General features: G+C 38.6%; 17 protein-coding genes, 1 tRNA gene, 2 rRNA genes and 1 riboswitch. Of the genes, 18 read left to right on the forward strand and 2 right to left on the reverse strand.

The genetic code is table 11. The features are described 5' to 3' along the window. The 10 genes from rrf (SAZ04_RS23520) to rpiA form a co-directional block, all read left to right on the forward strand. Nucleotides 1–74: ribosomal RNA gene (gene rrf / locus SAZ04_RS23520) — 5S ribosomal RNA — on the forward strand; the annotation flags it as partial. 398 nt (nt 75–472) lie between these two features. Further along, nucleotides 473–1,474 carry a LacI family DNA-binding transcriptional regulator gene (locus tag SAZ04_RS15310; RefSeq protein ID WP_332696720.1) on the forward strand — a complete coding sequence of 334 codons (1,002 nt, stop codon included), beginning with the start codon at nt 473–475 and terminating at the stop codon, nt 1,472–1,474. Nucleotides 1,475–1,505: 31 nt separating this feature from the next. Further along, a complete protein-coding gene (locus SAZ04_RS15315) occupies nt 1,506–2,456 on the forward strand; it encodes a sugar kinase (protein ID WP_332696723.1) in 951 nt (316 codons plus the stop codon). Between the two features lie 13 nt (nt 2,457–2,469). Further along, nucleotides 2,470–3,105: a 3-hexulose-6-phosphate synthase gene (hxlA, locus tag SAZ04_RS15320; protein WP_332696726.1), complete on the forward strand. Its 636-nt coding sequence runs from the start codon at nt 2,470–2,472 to the stop codon at nt 3,103–3,105. Beyond that, nucleotides 3,089–3,646, forward strand: coding sequence for a 6-phospho-3-hexuloisomerase (hxlB, locus tag SAZ04_RS15325; RefSeq protein ID WP_332696728.1), 558 nt, complete (start codon nt 3,089–3,091; stop codon nt 3,644–3,646). The genes hxlA and hxlB overlap by 17 nt, the downstream gene beginning before the upstream one ends. A gap of 61 nt (nt 3,647–3,707) precedes the next feature. Continuing rightward, nucleotides 3,708–4,757, forward strand: a complete 1,050-nt coding sequence (locus SAZ04_RS15330) for a TRAP transporter substrate-binding protein (protein ID WP_332696731.1) — start codon at nt 3,708–3,710, stop codon at nt 4,755–4,757. A 73-nt stretch (nt 4,758–4,830) separates the two neighbouring features. Continuing rightward, entirely contained in the window at nt 4,831–5,310 is a 480-nt protein-coding gene (locus SAZ04_RS15335) for a TRAP transporter small permease (RefSeq protein ID WP_332696733.1), read from the forward strand. Next, the gene (locus SAZ04_RS15340) at nt 5,310–6,596 is read left to right on the forward strand and encodes a TRAP transporter large permease (RefSeq protein WP_332696735.1); all 1,287 of its coding nucleotides are present in this window, start codon (nt 5,310–5,312) and stop codon (nt 6,594–6,596) included. Before SAZ04_RS15335 ends, SAZ04_RS15340 begins: the two co-directional genes overlap by 1 nt. Before the next feature lie 77 nt (nt 6,597–6,673). Then, entirely contained in the window at nt 6,674–6,952 is a 279-nt protein-coding gene (locus SAZ04_RS15345) for a cupin domain-containing protein (RefSeq protein WP_332696737.1), read from the forward strand. A gap of 20 nt (nt 6,953–6,972) precedes the next feature. Beyond that, entirely contained in the window at nt 6,973–7,653 is a 681-nt protein-coding gene (gene rpiA, locus SAZ04_RS15350) for a ribose-5-phosphate isomerase RpiA (RefSeq protein ID WP_332696740.1), read from the forward strand. A 91-nt stretch (nt 7,654–7,744) separates the two neighbouring features. Here rpiA and SAZ04_RS15355 read toward each other — a convergent pair whose 3' ends face one another. Both SAZ04_RS15355 and mgtE read right to left on the reverse strand, forming a co-directional pair. Continuing rightward, nucleotides 7,745–8,353, reverse strand: coding sequence for a DedA family protein (locus SAZ04_RS15355; protein ID WP_332696743.1), 609 nt, complete (start codon nt 8,351–8,353; stop codon nt 7,745–7,747). A 137-nt stretch (nt 8,354–8,490) separates the two neighbouring features. Continuing rightward, on the reverse strand, nt 8,491–9,852 hold the full coding sequence (mgtE, locus tag SAZ04_RS15360) for a magnesium transporter (RefSeq protein ID WP_332696746.1): 1,362 nt from the start codon (nt 9,850–9,852) through the stop codon (nt 8,491–8,493). Nucleotides 9,853–10,093: 241 nt separating this feature from the next. Then, nucleotides 10,094–10,257, reverse strand: a riboswitch (M-box (ykoK) riboswitch). A gap of 580 nt (nt 10,258–10,837) precedes the next feature. Between mgtE and SAZ04_RS15365 the strand changes: the two genes are divergently transcribed. The 8 genes from SAZ04_RS15365 to tsaD all read left to right on the forward strand — a co-directional run bounded on the left by SAZ04_RS15365 (nt 10,838) and on the right by tsaD (nt 16,507). Beyond that, on the forward strand, nt 10,838–11,980 hold the full coding sequence (locus SAZ04_RS15365; RefSeq protein WP_332696748.1) for a trans-sulfuration enzyme family protein: 1,143 nt from the start codon (nt 10,838–10,840) through the stop codon (nt 11,978–11,980). Between the two features lie 253 nt (nt 11,981–12,233). Further along, a 5S ribosomal RNA gene (gene rrf / locus SAZ04_RS15370) occupies nt 12,234–12,349 on the forward strand. A gap of 233 nt (nt 12,350–12,582) precedes the next feature. Then, a tRNA-Met gene (locus tag SAZ04_RS15375) sits at nt 12,583–12,656 on the forward strand. A gap of 221 nt (nt 12,657–12,877) precedes the next feature. Continuing rightward, nucleotides 12,878–13,870, forward strand: coding sequence for a thiamine-phosphate kinase (gene thiL / locus SAZ04_RS15380; protein WP_332696751.1), 993 nt, complete (start codon nt 12,878–12,880; stop codon nt 13,868–13,870). A gap of 5 nt (nt 13,871–13,875) precedes the next feature. Next, a complete protein-coding gene (tsaE, locus tag SAZ04_RS15385) occupies nt 13,876–14,331 on the forward strand; it encodes a tRNA (adenosine(37)-N6)-threonylcarbamoyltransferase complex ATPase subunit type 1 TsaE (RefSeq protein WP_332696755.1) in 456 nt (151 codons plus the stop codon). Beyond that, a complete protein-coding gene (gene tsaB, locus SAZ04_RS15390; RefSeq protein WP_332696758.1) occupies nt 14,328–15,044 on the forward strand; it encodes a tRNA (adenosine(37)-N6)-threonylcarbamoyltransferase complex dimerization subunit type 1 TsaB in 717 nt (238 codons plus the stop codon). Before tsaE ends, tsaB begins: the two co-directional genes overlap by 4 nt. After that, nucleotides 15,037–15,498 (forward strand): ribosomal protein S18-alanine N-acetyltransferase, encoded by a 462-nt coding sequence (gene rimI, locus SAZ04_RS15395; protein ID WP_332696760.1) that lies wholly within the window; start codon nt 15,037–15,039, stop codon nt 15,496–15,498. Before tsaB ends, rimI begins: the two co-directional genes overlap by 8 nt. Beyond that, nucleotides 15,491–16,507 carry a tRNA (adenosine(37)-N6)-threonylcarbamoyltransferase complex transferase subunit TsaD gene (gene tsaD, locus SAZ04_RS15400; protein WP_332696763.1) on the forward strand — a complete coding sequence of 339 codons (1,017 nt, stop codon included), beginning with the start codon at nt 15,491–15,493 and terminating at the stop codon, nt 16,505–16,507. Before rimI ends, tsaD begins: the two co-directional genes overlap by 8 nt. The last annotated feature ends 146 nt before the right edge of the window (nt 16,508–16,653 follow it).

Raw genomic sequence — 16,653 nt, forward strand, 5'->3', positions numbered from 1 at the left:
AACACGGTCGTTAAGCTCTTTTGCGCCGATGGTAGTTGGGGGCTTCCCCCTGCAAGAGTAGGACGTTGCCAGGCAAATAAAAGACAATCCAATAGGGTTGTCTTTTTTAATATATATGAATATCATCTCCTAGGCGCTAGATGCACCTTTTATAGTAGAAGAAAAAGCCAGCGGATAATAAAATCAATCTAGTCGACAATAAATAAGCTAGTTCGGACAACAAATCCTCCCACTGGACAATAAACCGCCCCTAACAGACAATATATCATTAAATCAAACTACTGATAACGAATAACTAAAAACCTTATAGTACTAGATTATCTGCAATTGCCACACAGAAACATTAAAATAAAATTATCAGAAACATATTGTAAAACGCTTTCATTTAATTTATACTCTAACTAAACCGATTTACTAAACCGATTTAGTGAAAGTCGAAGCTCAAATATGTTACAAAACATGGAGTTGGAAAATGAAAACAATCACAATAACAGATGTTGCGAAACAAGCAAATGTATCTAAGAGCACAGTCTCTCAATATTTAAATAAACGATTTGATTACATGGGAGAAAAGACAAAAGAAAGAATTGAGCAAGCTATTAAGGATTTAGGCTATCAACCAAATATAGTTGCGCGAAGCTTAAAGCAAAAATCGACCTCAACAATTGGTGTGATTGTCGCTAATATCTTGCATTCTTTCTCAACACAAGTTATTAGAGCTATTGAAGATTATTGTCACGAGTCAGACTTTCATATTATTGTCTGCAATGCCGATGACAATCCTGATAAAGAAAAGAAATACATTGAGATGTTACAGGCTAAACAAGTAGATGGATTGATTATTTTTCCGACTGGTGGAAATGTGGACCTTTATCAAAAAATGAACAAAGACAATTATCCACTTGTCTTTGTTGACCGTTCTATTGACATTGTCAATATTCCGTCAATCATGTTAGACAATGAAAAGGCATCTAGTTTGGCGGTGTCACACTTAGTTAAGAAGGGATATCGAGAAATCGGGATCATCACCACATCAATTAGTCGAAATATTACTTCAAGGGTAGAAAGAATAAACGGTTTTAAAAATTCACTAGAAAAACATGAACTTCCTGTAGTTGATGACTACATTAAGAGTTTAGAAGTTCAAGAGATTCAAAAGGGCCTTGAAGAAATGCTTCAACTAACTGAACGGCCCAAGGCAATTATAGCTGGTAATGATCTTTCTCTTATGGAAATTTTAAAATATGCAAAAGCTAATTCTATAAAAATACCAGAAGATCTAGCGGTGATTGGTATTGATGAAGTCTCATTTGCAGGACTCTATAATCCTTCACTAACAACCATTGCTCAACCGACCTTTGAAATGGGGAAACAGGCGGCTGCGTTAATACTTGAAAAGGTTCAAAATAAAGAGAAAAACAGTGAACACATCTATCGGTTTGAGCCAGAATTAATAAATCGAGAGTCTTGTTAACATCGTAGGATGTAAGAGAGGAGCTACTAAAATGGATGTAATTACAATAGGAGATGCGATGGTATCACTGAATCCTCAAACAAAAGGGCCACTAAGATTTGTATCAGCATTTGATCGTAAAGTTGGCGGGGCTGAGTTAAATGTTGCAATTGGTTGCTCTAGGCTGGGGTTACAAACGAGGTGGATTAGTCGGTTAGGAAATGATGAATTCGGAAGATATATTTATAATTTTGTTCGTGGAGAGGGCATAGATGTTTCAGAAGTAAAGTTGGTTGAAGGTTATCCAACATCAGTTCATTTTAAAGAAGTATTAGAGGATGGAAGTGGGAGAACTTTTTACTATCGAGCAAACTCACCGACTTCCACGTTAACAGAAGATAAATTGATTGATTCCCAGTTTCAAGGAGCTAAGCTTCTTCATATAACCGGTGTGTTCCCAGCAGTCGACAAAGACAAAAATGTCGAGGTCATTAAAAAAGCAATCATGCTTGCTAAGGAACAGGGAATGCTCATATCCTGTGATCCAAATATTCGATTAAAGCTATGGAGTAAGGAAGATGCAAAAGCTGCTCTATGTGAGTTCCTGCCGTTTGTCGATATTTTATTAACTGGACTTGAGGAAGCTGAAATGATATTTGGAACAAATGATCCAGAGCAAATCATCGAGGCAAGCACGGAATTAGGAATTTCCTATATTGCAATTAAGCAAGGAGAGAAAGGATCGATAGGCTATCATAATGGAGAATACATTGATTCTCCACCAGTTAAACCGAAGAAAGTTGTTGATACGGTTGGAGCAGGTGATGGTTTTGATGCAGGATTCATTTATGGAGTGTTGCAACAATGGCCATTACTGAAAACTTTACATTTTGCGAATACAATCGGTTCAATGGTTGTAAGTGTGTCAGGTGATAATGAGGGATTGCCTTACTTAGATGATATTCTTATGCAACTAGGTGAAAAGGAATTTATAGAAAGGTAAGGTGAGTAGAGAGATGAAGATTCAATTAGCTCTTGATCGTTTAACTAGAGAGGATTGTTTACAGATCATTACAGACACAAAAGAATCTATTGATTGGATTGAAATTGGTACCGGTGTCATCAAAGACTATGGCATGTCAATTGTACGAGAAGTAAAGAAGCAGTTTCCAGATAAAATAGTCGTTGCTGATATGAAAACATGTGATGCTGGAAAATTTGAAGCTGCGCAAGCATTTGAAGCGGGAGCTGATATTACTACGGTAATGGCTTTTTCAGCTAACAAAACGATTATAGACACATTAAAAGTCGCCAAGCAGTATGAAAAACGGATTATGATTGATCTCCTTGGTGTGATTGATCCTAACCGAATAAGCGAGTTAAAAGAGCTTGGTGTCGATTTAGTCAGCTTACATTATGGGAAAGACATGCAAGTTGATGGGGAAATTCATACCGATTTATTTTCACTATTAGATGGTCATTCGTCATTTGAAGTAGCGGTAGCTGGCGGAATTAATTTAGAATCGTTACCAGCGATCTTAGAAAAAAAACCGAACACTATTATTGTTGGAAGCGCTATAACTAAGGCGGATAGTAAGCTTGTAGCTGAAAAGATGAAAGGAATGGTTAAAAAGTATGAGATCAATCATTGAAACAGTTGCGAATGAAATGAGTACAGTGCTAGCAAATATAAATGAAGAAGAAGCGTTGCAACTAAGTAAAGAGCTAAGCAGCGCAAAACGAATTTTTGTATCAGGTGAAGGTCGCTCTGGGTTAATGGGGAAAGCCTTTGCTATGAGACTGATGCATGGGGGATTTACTGTCTATGTGATTGGTGAAACGATTACACCGAGTATTGAAGCAGATGATCTATTAGTAGCCATTTCTGGATCTGGGTCAACGGGTGCTATGTATCAATTTGCATCTAAAGCTAAAGAGGCAGGTGCTAGAGTGCTACTGGTAACTACAAACAAAGAGTCAAAAATTGCGGCAATTAGTGATGGAACATTAATCATTCCGGCTGCGACGAAATATCGTCGTCCAGATGAACCAAGAACGATCCAACCTCTTGGCAATCAATTTGATCAAGCGGTACATCTAGTGCTGGATTCGATTATCATGGGAACGTTAAAAAAATCTGAATCGAACACTGATTTTGCTGAAATGACGAAACGACATGCAAATCTCGAATAATTTTAGTCAGCTTATTCTAACGAATCAATAAAAATTCGAATTTATCGAAGGAGGAAATAACATGAAGAAATCATTTTTAACGTCAATGTTATCAGCCTTAGCATTCTTAATTATTTTGGCAGGATGTGGAAATGGTCAAGAAACAAGTGGAGGAGAACCTAGTGCTGGTGATACAGAGGTTGTTGATAGCCTTAAAATTATTGCGGCTCATAATCAAACTTCTCCTGAGAATCCTTACCAAGATGGATTAATGAAATTTAAGGAAGTAGCTGAAAGCGAATCTGATGGGGCAATTGAAGTTGAAGTACACGCAGGAACGTTAGGAACAGAAGAATCAGAGCTAGTAGAAAGACTTAAGTTAGGAGGAGCTGATGTTGTATTAGTATCTCCAGGTTTTATGTCATCTACTGGTATTAAGGAAGTAGACTTACTTGCTCTTCCTTATTTATTCGAAAGTTACGCGCATTGGGAAAGTGTCGTTGATGGCGAAGTAGGAGAAGAATTGGCTCAATTGGTAAACGAGAAATCAAACAACGACTTTAAAATTATTGGATACTGGACGGCCGGTGTTAGACATTACTACGGTAAACAGCCATTAGAATCCATTGAAGATTTAAAAGGTATGACGATAAGAACGCAAACTTCTGGTGTAGTTTCCGATTACTGGCAGCAAGTAGGTGCTATCCCAACTTCTGTTGCATGGGGTGAGCTATATCAAGCGTTACAGCAAAATGTAGTCGATTCTGCAGAGAATGCTTATCCTTACTACATTCAACAAAATCACCACAAAACACCAAATGGTAAATATACAACAGAAACGGCACATGACTATACTACAAGACTTTTATTAGTAAGTGGTAACAAGTTTGATTCTTTTACCGATGAACAGAAGGAAATTCTTTTAAAGGCAGCAGAAGCTTCTGTTGAAGCTGAACGTGAAGCCTTATATGCACAAGAAGATGAGTATAAAGAGTTAGCAGTTTCTGGTGGAGCAGAAGTGAATGAAATTGATAGAGTACCGTTTATTGAGATTGCTCAACCTATTCATGAGAAAGCTGCAAAAGAAATGGGAATAGAAGAGTTATTACAGAAAATCAATGAGTTGAAGTAAGAGGTAAAAAATGAAAAGGGAGGGCATGCTGGGGTGTTCCTCCTTTTATCTTCTAGAATAAGACGGTGAAAACATGTTTATTCGATTTCTTGAAAAAATTCAATTAACAGTAGGAGTTATCTTTTTAATTATTTTCTTTATTGCAATTATCATCCAAGTTATTACTCGATATTTTGGGATCTCAGTTATTTGGACAGAAGAGGTAGCAAACTACTCATTCATTTGGGCGATATTTATGGGTGCAGCGGTTATGGTTAATAGAAAGGACCATTTTAACTTTGATTTATTAGAAAAGAAGTTAAAGGGTAAAGCAAGAGTTACGCTAAGTCTTGTCATTGACAGTATACTTTTACTGTTTTGCGCGGCTTTATGTTTTTATAGCTTCACCGCCCTAACAAGCTTCTGGAATTATAATTGGGTAACGTTACCGTCAATTAAGATGGGGTATGTTTGGCTGTCATTTCCGGTGATGACAATAACAATGGTTATCTACTTATTTGCACATATAGCTGGTGGCATCAGAAAATTAGCAGTAAGGGAGGCGATTAAATAATGGGACTCTTACTAGTTGCCATCTTTCTTGTCCTTATGTTTATTGGAATTCCTATTGCGTTTGTTATCGGGATAGTCGCTTTATTAGGGATTTTAGGTATACCATATATTCCAGAAGTTTCAGTTCCAGTGAAAATGCTAAATGGTCTTAATTCTTTTGTCTTATTAGCAGTTCCGTTGTTTATCCTTGCTGCTAATCTCATGAATCATGGTCAAATTTCACAGAAGTTGATTAATTTAGCTCTTTCAATTGTTGGCCATATCCGTGGTGGGTTAGCGCATGCTAATATATTAGTTTCAATGATTTTTGCTGGAGTTTCAGGTGCATCTCAAGCTGATACAGCAGGAGTCGGTAAAATTTTAATTCCAAATATGAAAAAACAGGGGTATGATACCGCAACAGCAGTAAGTGTTACGGCAGCCTCTTCAACTATTGGTGTTATCATTCCTCCAAGTATTCCAATGATTATTTTTGCTGGTTTAACAAATGCATCAGTCGGAGCCTTGTTTTTAGCTGGAATAGTTCCAGGAGTTTTAGTGGGACTAGGGATGATGGTTTTAATCTATTTTTATTCAATAAAACGAGGCTATCCCAGATATGAAAGGACTTCGTTAGCTAAGTTTTCAAAGTTACTTATGGAAACGCTTCCGGCGCTATTAACACCAGTTATTTTAATCGGTGGGATTATCTCAGGTGTTTTCACAGCAACTGAAGCAGCCGCTTTTGCGTCTCTTTACACATTGTTTGTAAGTATGTTCTACTACAAAACATTAAAGGTGAAGGATTTACCGAAAATCTTAGTAGATACGTTAACGTTAAGTTCGTTATCCTTGTTTGCATTAGCAGCTGCTAGTGCATTAGGCGAATTGCTAAGTTATTATCAACTAGCTTCGTGGGTGCAAGAGTTTTTTGCTAACAATATCGATAGTAAGTTTGTCTTTCTTTTGATTATCATTTTGTTCTTCTTGTTCATTGGGACGTTTATGGATGCAATTCCAGCGATGATATTATTTATCCCTGTCATTTTACCAGTAGCTCTGCATTTTGAAATTAGTCCTGTATTACTTGGTTTGATCACAATCATGACGTTAGCTGTTGGGTTGGTTACACCACCATATGGATTATGTTTATTATTGGCAGCGAAAATAGGGGAATTATCTATTGAAAAATCATTTAGAGCGGTAATCCCATTTATTGCGGTTATTCTAGCAGTATTGATATTTGTTGCATTCTTCCCAAATGTCGCATTTTATATCCCGAAACTAATCAGTCCAAGCTTCTTTTAGAGGGGTTAAGAAAGGTTGGTTTTACCATTTAGAACTCACCACCTTTAGCGAAGGTAAATAGAAAGGAAAATATTACAATGGTAAAAAGAGAAATATTAAATAATCAAGGTTCTTTAATGTTTGTAAAGGTTGAATTGAAAAAAGACTTTCATGGAGACGTTGATCAGCATGTTGAAGAGCAGATAAGCTATATTGAAAGTGGATCTGTTGAGTTTGAAGTAGGAGGAGTAAGAACGATCCTTGAAAAAGGAGATGTTCAATACATCCCTTCAAATGTAGAGCATCGTGTTAAGGTCATTCAGGATTGTGTACTTCTTGATGTGTTTACACCACTTCGAAAAGAGTTAGGAAAATAACTAGGAAAGGAGTATGGATAATGATAGGGCAAGCAGATCTGAGAAAAAAGCTAGCAGGAGAAAAAGCAATTGAATATATTGAGGATGGTATGACAGTAGGGCTAGGTTCAGGTTCAACGGTTTATTGGACGCTTCAAAAGCTTGGTGCACTTGTAAAGGAAGGGATGGATATAAAAGGAGTACCATCTTCTCTTCGCACAGAAGGGTGGGCACAGAAATTTGGAGTTCCATTAACCGATTTTTCAAAGGTGAAACAATTAGACCTAGCGATTGATGGTGCAGACGAAGTTGATCCTCACTTTAATTTGATAAAAGGTGGGGGCGGGTCTCTTGTTAGAGAAAAGGTAGTAAATGCAGCATCCGATAAATTGATTATTGTTGTCGATGAGAGCAAAATCGTTGCAACATTAGGGAAGTTTGCTCTACCCGTTGAGGTCGTACCTTTTGGGTGGGAAGTAACGGCTTCACGCATCTCCCAACTCGGCTGTGAACCAATTCTTAGAAAGAAGGAGAATCAAGTTTTTGTATCAAACAATGGGAACTATATACTCGATTGTCCGTTTGAAGTAATAGAGGATGCAAGTGTGTTACATGAAACGATCAAGAAGATGGTAGGAGTAGTGGAAACCGGTCTGTTTATTGGAATGACCGACCTAATTATTGTTGGAACAAATGCTGGTGCTACTATAAAGGAGAAATAAACATAAGCTGCAGAATGTTTTATGATGGTTCGTTTAAGAGACCTTGTTTATTTCAAAAAGGTGAGACATGAAGGAAAAACCACTCACACACTTAGAGTGGTTTAGTTTTTTTTGTTATAAATCTAAAAAAATAAATAATAGCAATGATCGTAAGAACAGCTGAAAAGGAAAAGTAAATGATGAATTTATAAGTTTCAAATGACTGCTTAACGAAATACCACTTTATCCCTAGCTCATATCCGGATAAAACAAATACAGTAACCCAAAAGAGAGCGCCTATATACGAATAGAGAATAAATGTTCCTATCCTCATGCGAGAGATACCTGCTAAGTAACCTGTTAAATGCCTAATACCAGGTATAAAGTATCCGAGTAATAGTAGCCAAGCACCATGCTTAGAAAAGAGCTGTTGTGCATTTGAGATTTTGGTTTTCGTTAAGTAAATCTTATTACCGTATTTTAATAGAAAAGGAAGTCCTAATTTCGCACCTAGTATGTAGCTAATCGTTATACCAATAACAGAACCTAGGTAGGAACTAATTAATGCGGTTAGCAAATTCACCCTGCCAAGATAGGAGTAATATCCAATCGTTAGGAGTAGCACTTCATCAGGTATGGGAAGTCCAACGATCCCACCAACAAGTGCAATAAAAATACCAAAATAACCATACTCAAAGATTAAGTGTTTTACGATTTCCATAATATCTTCCTGTTCTATAGAGGCTATGTCTTATTATAGCTAATTTTGGCGTAGGAAACGAGTTGATAAATGATGGAATAAAAAAAAGAGTACCCAACTAATGAGTAAACTCTTAGTAATACCTTGCAACGGCTCTTTTATATAAACTCTAGTAAACTAGTTGCAATTGTAAAGTAGATTAATAATCCAAGAATGTCATTGACGGTTGTGATAAAAGGTCCTGATGCAAATGCTGGATCTATTTTTAATTTATTGATAATAAGCGGAACGGTAGCTCCAATGACTGTTGCAACACTTAAGGAACAAAAAATGGATATTCCGACAATAACAGCTAGTATAAAGCTGCCGTAAAAAACAGGGATTATAATAAGTAAAGCAAGTGCACATATTAAACCGATCATCATCCCAGTGCTAAATTCCCGCAAAAGTGTACGAGCTAACCCTTTTTTCTCAAGTGTACCAAGTGCGAGGCCGCGAACGACAACGGCAAGGGATTGGGTACCTGCATTTCCAGCTGATCCCATAAGAAGTGGAATAAACGCAGCTAGTAGGACAATTTGGCTAAGCGTTTCTTCAAATTGATCAATAACACCGGCAGTAATGAGGCCAAAAAACATTAAGAGAACAATCCAGGGAGCGCGCTTTTTGGCTGCTGTAAATGATGTAACGTTGACATCTGTAGCCCCTCGAGAAGCAGTGAATTCGCCTAAATCCTCTGTTGCTTCATCATCAATGACATCAATGACATCATCGACTGTTACAATGCCGAGTAAAAGCCCATTAGGACTAACTACTGGAGCAGCTAGGAAATCATATTTTTTTATAAGCTTTGCGACCTCTTCTTGATTAGTCGTAGATACTACTGATACAACACGTGTACTCATTAGGCTTTCTACAAGTTCATTTGATTGTGCCGTAATCAAATCTCGTAAGGAAACAACCCCGACTAGCTGTTCCTGTTCATCAACAACATAAAGGTAATAAATCGTTTCAGCATTAGGTGCTTCCCTACGTAACTGTTCTATCACTTCTTGAGCTGTGTTCATAGATGAGAGGGAAATAAACTCTTTCGTCATAATCGATCCAGCTGTTTTGGGAGGATAAGCCATTAATTCTATTACATCATCTGCATCATCTGTATTCATCGCCTTTAAAATAGCCTGAGCTTCGGTCGGATCGAGTTCAGATAAAAAGGTAGCGGCATCATCTGCATAAAGGTGATTGATCATGTCTGCTGCATATTTTTGGTCAAATTCAATAATTAACTCTTTTTGTTCTGAAAGTTCTAGCGCTTGAAAAATATCAGCCATTGTATCCGCAGTGATGATTCCATAAAGTTTTTGACGATATTCTCTTTCTAATGTGATATAAAATTCGGCTTGATCGGTTGGGTGAAGTTGTAAAAAGTCTTCATGAAACTGATCAAGTTCCTCAATAGTTAACAGTTGAAATAAATGCTTGCAATACTCTTCTCTAGTTTCTTTGTTAAGTTTCACCATGATATGACCTCTTTCTAAGCTTTAGTCACCACAGGCATCGGTTGCATGCGGATTTCAAATAAATGTTTGATTAAATTTGTCCTATTGGGTTCGGGTTCAGAACTCATATTTGTACATGCACCTCCTTAACAAAGTAAATACTATTAGTGGTTACGCCACTCTAACAAAATAAAAGGACACCTCGACGAATGTGAGGTGTCCTTGAAAAAACACAAATAATCCTTCCGGTTTTGCTTAGAAGTTAGTCCTCCATTCGTAGAGCTTTAGCACTGTGCGGCATAGGCATAGCCAGCTACATTAAGAACCACCTTATGTCGATAGTTCCTGTTGACCCATTGGCGTCTTTGGACATTTTTGGGCAGTAGCGTATCTCCTGCACAGGAGCCTCACCTAACGAGGTATTCACTTTTTTCACATCCTCTACCCTATAACATATGCAAGACTCTGTCAATCGTTCTAGATTGCTAGGCAAATAGTTATGCATTGAATCGAGCATGGACAATAGAAAAAAATGAAAGAATCTAGTATTTGATAGTCATTTACAGAGTGATATGAAGAAGAATTTTAATCGAATCGAACATACCAACCTTGCGACCTTTTCTTTAGTGAGATAAAATCTAACTATTCGTACGAATTAAGGAGCATCCATTTTGAAGCAAGTATTATTGAAAAATCTAGGTGCAATTGCTATTGGTGCAGTTGTCGGGACAAGCCTCCGTTATTATTTAAATCTCTACACATTATGAAAGGGCTATCCGATAGGAACCATTATAGAGAATCATAGTGGGAATTTATCTTCCTTTTGTAAGCTTGGGCGGAGTCACTGGTGCGATAGTCGTTACTTGCTAGGAACAGCTCTAATGAAGCGATTTCCTTTGCTATCGTTTTCATTGCCATGCTTGTTGTGAATATTCTTGGTTCAGTGGTGGTGTTTGTTCTTGGATTTGCGATCATGAAAGAATTATAGGGTAGGGGATGAAAAGAAATGAAAGAAACAAATTTCAATACAAAGACGGTACATTTTCAAACAAAAGAACCTGCAAGAAATGCAAGTAAGGCAAAGCCAATCTATCAAACGTCAGCGTTTGTTTTTAAGGATTTAGATGATATGGAAAGCTTCTATGAAGGAGATAAAGAATATTTATACTCAAGATATAGCAACCCAAATACTGATGATCTTGGGAAGGGTGTCGCTCTACTAGAGGAAACAGATGACGGAGTTGCGGCATCTTCTGGAATGGCTGCCATTTTAACTGGAGTACTTGCTGTGGCAAGTACTGGAGATCATGTTATAGCGTCTGATGATTTATACGGAGGAACGTATCAGCTGTTTGCGGAGGAGCTCCCTAATTTTGGAATAGACGTAAGCTTTGTTTCATTTCAAGATTTAACGATTGTCAAAGAGGCTTTCACAGATAAAACGGTTTTACTTTACACAGAATCTGTCACAAACCCACTTCTTCGTGTTGAAAAATTAGAAGAAGTCATCGCTCTTGCGCATGAAAAAGGTGTTAAGACAATGATTGATAACACGTTTGCAACGCCTTATTTACTACAACCAGCAACCCTCGGTGCTGATCTTGTTGTCCACAGTGCAACGAAATATATCGGTGGTCATAGTGACGTAACGGCTGGTGTTCTTGTGGGAGAGCAATCATTAATTGATGCCGCAAAAGGAAAAGTCAGCACGTTAGGATGTAACTTGAGTCCATTTGAAGCGTGGCTTGCTTGTAGAGGACTTAAAACGCTAAGTGTTCGGATGGAAAGACAAAGCCATAACGCAAAAAGGCTTTCTGAAGCACTTAAAGCTCATGCGGGTGTCGAGAGAGTTTTCTATCCTCAATTTGTATCAGAAAAAGGTAATGGTGCCATGGTCAGTGTTGACTTAGCTAATCATATTAATGTGGAGCAGTTTTTCTGCTCACTTGGTTGGGTGAAAATTGCGCCAACATTAGCAGGTGTTGAAACAACGGTTTCGTATCCACTTCGCACATCACACCGCACTGTTCCAGATGAATTGAGAACAGAGCTTGGAATAGGGACACAATTGGTTCGCATCTCTGTTGGAATTGAAGACGAAAACGATATTATTGACGCATTTACTCAAGCGATTGAAAAGGCGGAATAAGAGAAAAAAGGAGCACATAGTGGATGAGCAACCTTTAGTGTGCTTCTTTTTTATTGTTTTTAAAAGAGGTTGTTCAAAAAGGGGTGTTTTTTCGCTTTTTGAACAACCTCGAAGCAATGAGCGAAGCCATTGCCAACTTCTTGAACACGCTCTAAAAGTAAAAGATAATATAAGTATTTATTTTAAAAAATTAAAAACGCTTGCGTTCTTTAAATCTACATGGTATGATATATTTTGTGTCAGAGAGAAACAGTCTGGTGGCGATAGCGAAGAGGTCACACCCGTTCCCATGCCGAACACGGTCGTTAAGCTCTTCAGCGCCGATGGTAGTTGGGGGCTTCCCCCTGTGAGAGTAGGACGTTGCCGGGCTGAATTTCTTTGTATAAATTAAGTTTTTGACGGTTATAATATATTTTGTAGAGGAAATAACAATTGCTACAAATTAACATCATCAATGAATTTATAACGACGCGGGGTGGAGCAACGAGCATTTCATCGTCGAAATTACTACGAGTAACATTGACGCATAGACGTCACTGAAATACTAGAAGAGGAAAATGTCTTCTTCATTGAAATAACATCATCTATTTACTTTTTAACGACGCGGGGTGGAGCAGTCTGGTAGCTCGTCGGGCTCATAACCCGAAGGTCGGCGGTTCAAATCCGTCCCCCGCAATACCAGTAAAAAAGCCGAAACTTATGTTTCGGCTTTTTTGTTCTAGAGTGGTTAACACCCTGTTCGCTAATAGCCGTATGAACATATTCATAACGTTGAAAATACTTTTTACATTAGGCTTTTTTATAAAAATCGGATAAACTAGAAGAGACGTTCCTTAGGGGTAAAACAATCCTAAGGTTTTTTGCAGAAGAGATGCGATGGTTGGAGGATCGGTTACAATGGAAGATGAGTTTGTGTTTATTTCTAACATCACTCCTAAACGTACGTATCAGACAACACTTGTGCGTGGGATAGGCGATGATGCTGCTGTCTATTCAAGAACAGAGAACATGGACGAGGTTGTTTGTGTGGATACCATGGTAGAAGGAGTGCATTTTCGGCGCGATACGCTTTCGCCTGTTCAAATAGGAAAAAAGGGGCTAGCCATTAATATAAGCGATTTAGCTGCAATGGGAGCTATTCCTTCCTATTACCTTGTTTCGATTGCTGTTCCTCCTGCTTGGACAGAGGATGAACTTACTGATCTATATAAAGGGATGGATGAGTTAGCTCGATTGTATCGGATGGATTTGATTGGTGGGGATACAGTTTCAACGAAAGATGCTCTTGTTTTAACCGTTACAGCAATTGGTATCGTCGAAAAAGGCAGGGCGAGGTTCCGAGATCAAGCTGAAGCTGGAGACAAGTTATTTGTTACTGGATATGTTGGGGCATCTGCAGCGGGGTTAGATCTATTGTTTGAAAAAACCCTATGTGGGCCATTTACTGAGCAAGAACAACTTCTTGTTACAGCTCATCAAGAACCATTGCCACATGTCAATGAAGGACGATTGTTGGCGACTGCGTCTAAACGAATTGCGTTAAATGATGTGAGTGATGGAGTGGCAAGTGAAGCGTATGAACTCGCTGAAGCAAGTGGCGTACGTTTAGTCATTGAGGCTGGATCTCTGCCCATTCATGAGGCAATGAGGAAGTATTCACGTCAAAAGCAATTGGATTGGGCTCTTTTTGGAGGAGAAGATTTTGTCTTGATTGGGACCGCTCCAGAAAGTAGTATCAAGGAATTACAAGCTATATTTCATAAACAAGGTTTACAGTTTCAGATCATTGGATTTGTTGAAGAAGGCGAACCTAGTGTATTTTTAAAAGAAGAAAAACAATTGAAAAAGATAGAAAAGCACGGATACAATCATTTTCAAAAGCGTGGGTGAAATACATGGAAAAATGGACGATGATAACCCAATCACCTGATGAGACAATGAAGCTTTCAGAAAAACTAGGCACGCTCGTTCAGCCGGGTGATGTTATCACATTAGAAGGTGACTTGGGAGCTGGCAAGACCAGTTTTACAAAAGGGTTAGCGAAAGGACTGGGCGTGAAGCGAGTCGTCAATAGCCCAACGTTTACGATTATAAAAGAATACAAGGGGCGGTTGCCGCTTTATCATATGGATGTGTACCGTATGGAAGATGAAACAGAAGATTTAGGATTAGAGGAATACTTCTACGGAGAAGGAGTATCTGTGATTGAGTGGCCAAGTATGATCTCCGCGCAGTTGCCTGAAGATCGTCTAGTTATTTCATTATTCCATTTAGCGGAGATGAGTCGAAAGATTACCTTCGGATCGACGGGAAACCGCTCTCTAGAATTATGTAAGGAGTTGCAATCATGAGTAAGACATTAGCCATTGATACGTCGTCTTTTGTGATGGGAATTGCTGTTACAGATGGAGAACGGACACTCGGGGAAATCACTACCAATATTAAAAAGAATCATTCTATTCGTTTAATGCCAGCAATTGATAATCTAATGAAGGAAGTAGGAGTTCGACCGAAGGAGCTGGACGAGATTGTTGTCGCAAATGGACCGGGTTCCTATACAGGTGTACGCATTGGAGTCACGACTGCTAAAACACTTGCATGGTCATTAGGTATCCCGGTTATTGGCGTATCTAGTTTAGCGGTAATGGCTCAAACAGGTCGTTTCTTTCAAGGAATAATTTCGCCGATTATGGATGCTAGACGCGGGCAAGTGTATACAGGGCATTATCAAACAAAAGAGATGTTAGTTAAAGAAGTGGCGAGTGATTGTTTAATTATGTTAGAAGACTGGCTCGTCTATTTAAAAGAATTGAATGAACCTGTTTTGTTTATTGGTCAGGATATTGAGTTACATCGTGCAATGATTATGGAAGGACTGAAAGAGCAGGCACATTTTGCTACAGGTTCGATGATGTTGCCTAGACCGACTGAACTTGCAAGATTAGGTCAAAAGATGACAGACGAGAATGTAACGCATACTATTGTCCCGAATTATTTGCAGTTAGCAGAAGCGGAAGTCAATTGGCAAAAAGCGCAGCAAGAAAAGGACTCGGCCAATGATTGAACAAGAGAAAGAAACGATCCGGTTTATGACGCTAGAGGATGTAGAAGCCGTAGTGGATGTAGAACGTGATGCATTTTCAATACCATGGGATCCAGCTATTTTTATTAATGAGCTAACATCTAACCAGTTTGCTCAATATCTAGTCTATGAAGTAGAAGATAACATAATCGGGTATTGCGGGTTATGGGTTGTTATGGATGAGGCTCAAGTCACCAATATTGCCATTCATTCGAGGTCTAGAGGTCAAGGTCATGGTGAACGCTTGCTACGTTATGTCAAGGCGTTTTTAGTGCAAATGGGTGTGTCAAAACTCTCATTAGAAGTACGGGTATCCAATACAGTTGCCCAAAAATTATATCGGAAAATGGGCTTTGTTGAAGGTGGCATACGAAAGAAATATTATGCAGACAATTTAGAAGACGCTTTAGTAATGTGGGTGAATGTAGATGAATGAAAACGAATTAATTTTAGCGATTGAAACAAGCTGTGATGAGACATCGGCAGCAATCATTGAAAACGGAACGGTCATTTTGAGTAATATCGTCGCTTCGCAAATTGAAAGCCATAAACGGTTTGGTGGGGTGGTGCCAGAAGTGGCTTCGCGTCATCATGTTGAGCAGATTACGGTCATTATTGAACAAGCAATGGAGGAAGCAAATGTTACATTTGCAGATCTAAGTGCTGTTGCTGTTACGGAAGGCCCTGGTCTAGTAGGTGCATTACTGATTGGGGTTAATGCAGCAAAAGCGATTGCCTTTGCGCATGATATTCCACTGATTGGGGTTCATCATATTGCAGGACATATTTACGCAAATCAACTAATATCTGAACTCTCTTTCCCTTTGTTAGCACTTGTTGTATCCGGTGGTCATACGGAATTAGTATATATGAAGGAAGACGGAGACTTTGAGATTATTGGTGAAACTAGGGATGATGCAGTAGGTGAGGCTTATGACAAAGTAGCGCGAACACTTGGCTTACCTTACCCCGGAGGACCGCATATTGACCGTCTCGCGTCAGAAGGTCAGGAATCCATTGCATTTCCTAGGTCGTGGTTAGAAGTAGATTCATACGACTTTAGTTTTAGTGGATTAAAATCAGCGGTTATTAACAAACTACATAATATGAAGCAACGTGATGAGGAAGTAAAAATAGAAGATGTTGCAGCGAGTTTTCAAGCGAGCGTCATTGACGTTCTTGTTGGAAAAACAAAACGAGCAGTTGAGCAGTATGAGGTGAAACAATTGCTTTTAGCTGGTGGAGTAGCGGCGAATAAAGGCTTGCGAAATGCGTTAGAAGTTGAGTTCGGGTCATCTGGTGTAGAACTTCTTATTCCTCCACTATCGTTATGTACAGATAATGCGGCTATGATTGGTGCTGCAGCTAGTATTAAGTTACAAAGAAATAAGTTTGCATCTTTTAATTTGAACGGAAACCCTGGACTTGACTTAGAACAACAGTAAATATGTTTAAAACCACTTATTGGAGCGAATGCTATCATTAGGTGGTTTTTTTGTCGTAATTCGTCAAAAATAGTTGTTAACAATTTTTATCAACAACATTGTTAACAATGTGGATAAATAGAAAAAGGTTAGAATTGACGCGAAAA

The sequence above is a fragment of the Halalkalibacter lacteus genome (assembly GCF_036663595.1).
Classification (GTDB): Bacteria; Bacillota; Bacilli; order Bacillales; family Bacillaceae_D; genus Halalkalibacter; species Halalkalibacter lacteus.

What these genes read in the sequence shown, in the direction of transcription:
- SAZ04_RS15310 (WP_332696720.1), top strand. Translation starts at nt 473, where the DNA reads ATGAAAACAATCACAATAACAGATGTTGCGAAACAAGCAAATGTATCT.
- SAZ04_RS15315 (WP_332696723.1), top strand. Translation starts at nt 1,506, where the DNA reads ATGGATGTAATTACAATAGGAGATGCGATGGTATCACTGAATCCTCAA.
- hxlA (WP_332696726.1), top strand. Translation starts at nt 2,470, where the DNA reads ATGAAGATTCAATTAGCTCTTGATCGTTTAACTAGAGAGGATTGTTTA.
- hxlB (WP_332696728.1), top strand. Translation starts at nt 3,089, where the DNA reads ATGAGATCAATCATTGAAACAGTTGCGAATGAAATGAGTACAGTGCTA.
- SAZ04_RS15330 (WP_332696731.1), top strand. Translation starts at nt 3,708, where the DNA reads ATGAAGAAATCATTTTTAACGTCAATGTTATCAGCCTTAGCATTCTTA.
- SAZ04_RS15335 (WP_332696733.1), top strand. Translation starts at nt 4,831, where the DNA reads ATGTTTATTCGATTTCTTGAAAAAATTCAATTAACAGTAGGAGTTATC.
- SAZ04_RS15340 (WP_332696735.1), top strand. Translation starts at nt 5,310, where the DNA reads ATGGGACTCTTACTAGTTGCCATCTTTCTTGTCCTTATGTTTATTGGA.
- SAZ04_RS15345 (WP_332696737.1), top strand. Translation starts at nt 6,674, where the DNA reads ATGGTAAAAAGAGAAATATTAAATAATCAAGGTTCTTTAATGTTTGTA.
- rpiA (WP_332696740.1), top strand. Translation starts at nt 6,973, where the DNA reads ATGATAGGGCAAGCAGATCTGAGAAAAAAGCTAGCAGGAGAAAAAGCA.
- SAZ04_RS15355 (WP_332696743.1), bottom strand. Translation starts at nt 8,353, where the DNA reads ATGGAAATCGTAAAACACTTAATCTTTGAGTATGGTTATTTTGGTATT.
- mgtE (WP_332696746.1), bottom strand. Translation starts at nt 9,852, where the DNA reads ATGGTGAAACTTAACAAAGAAACTAGAGAAGAGTATTGCAAGCATTTA.
- SAZ04_RS15365 (WP_332696748.1), top strand. Translation starts at nt 10,838, where the DNA reads ATGAAAGAAACAAATTTCAATACAAAGACGGTACATTTTCAAACAAAA.
- thiL (WP_332696751.1), top strand. Translation starts at nt 12,878, where the DNA reads ATGGAAGATGAGTTTGTGTTTATTTCTAACATCACTCCTAAACGTACG.
- tsaE (WP_332696755.1), top strand. Translation starts at nt 13,876, where the DNA reads ATGGAAAAATGGACGATGATAACCCAATCACCTGATGAGACAATGAAG.
- tsaB (WP_332696758.1), top strand. Translation starts at nt 14,328, where the DNA reads ATGAGTAAGACATTAGCCATTGATACGTCGTCTTTTGTGATGGGAATT.
- rimI (WP_332696760.1), top strand. Translation starts at nt 15,037, where the DNA reads ATGATTGAACAAGAGAAAGAAACGATCCGGTTTATGACGCTAGAGGAT.
- tsaD (WP_332696763.1), top strand. Translation starts at nt 15,491, where the DNA reads ATGAATGAAAACGAATTAATTTTAGCGATTGAAACAAGCTGTGATGAG.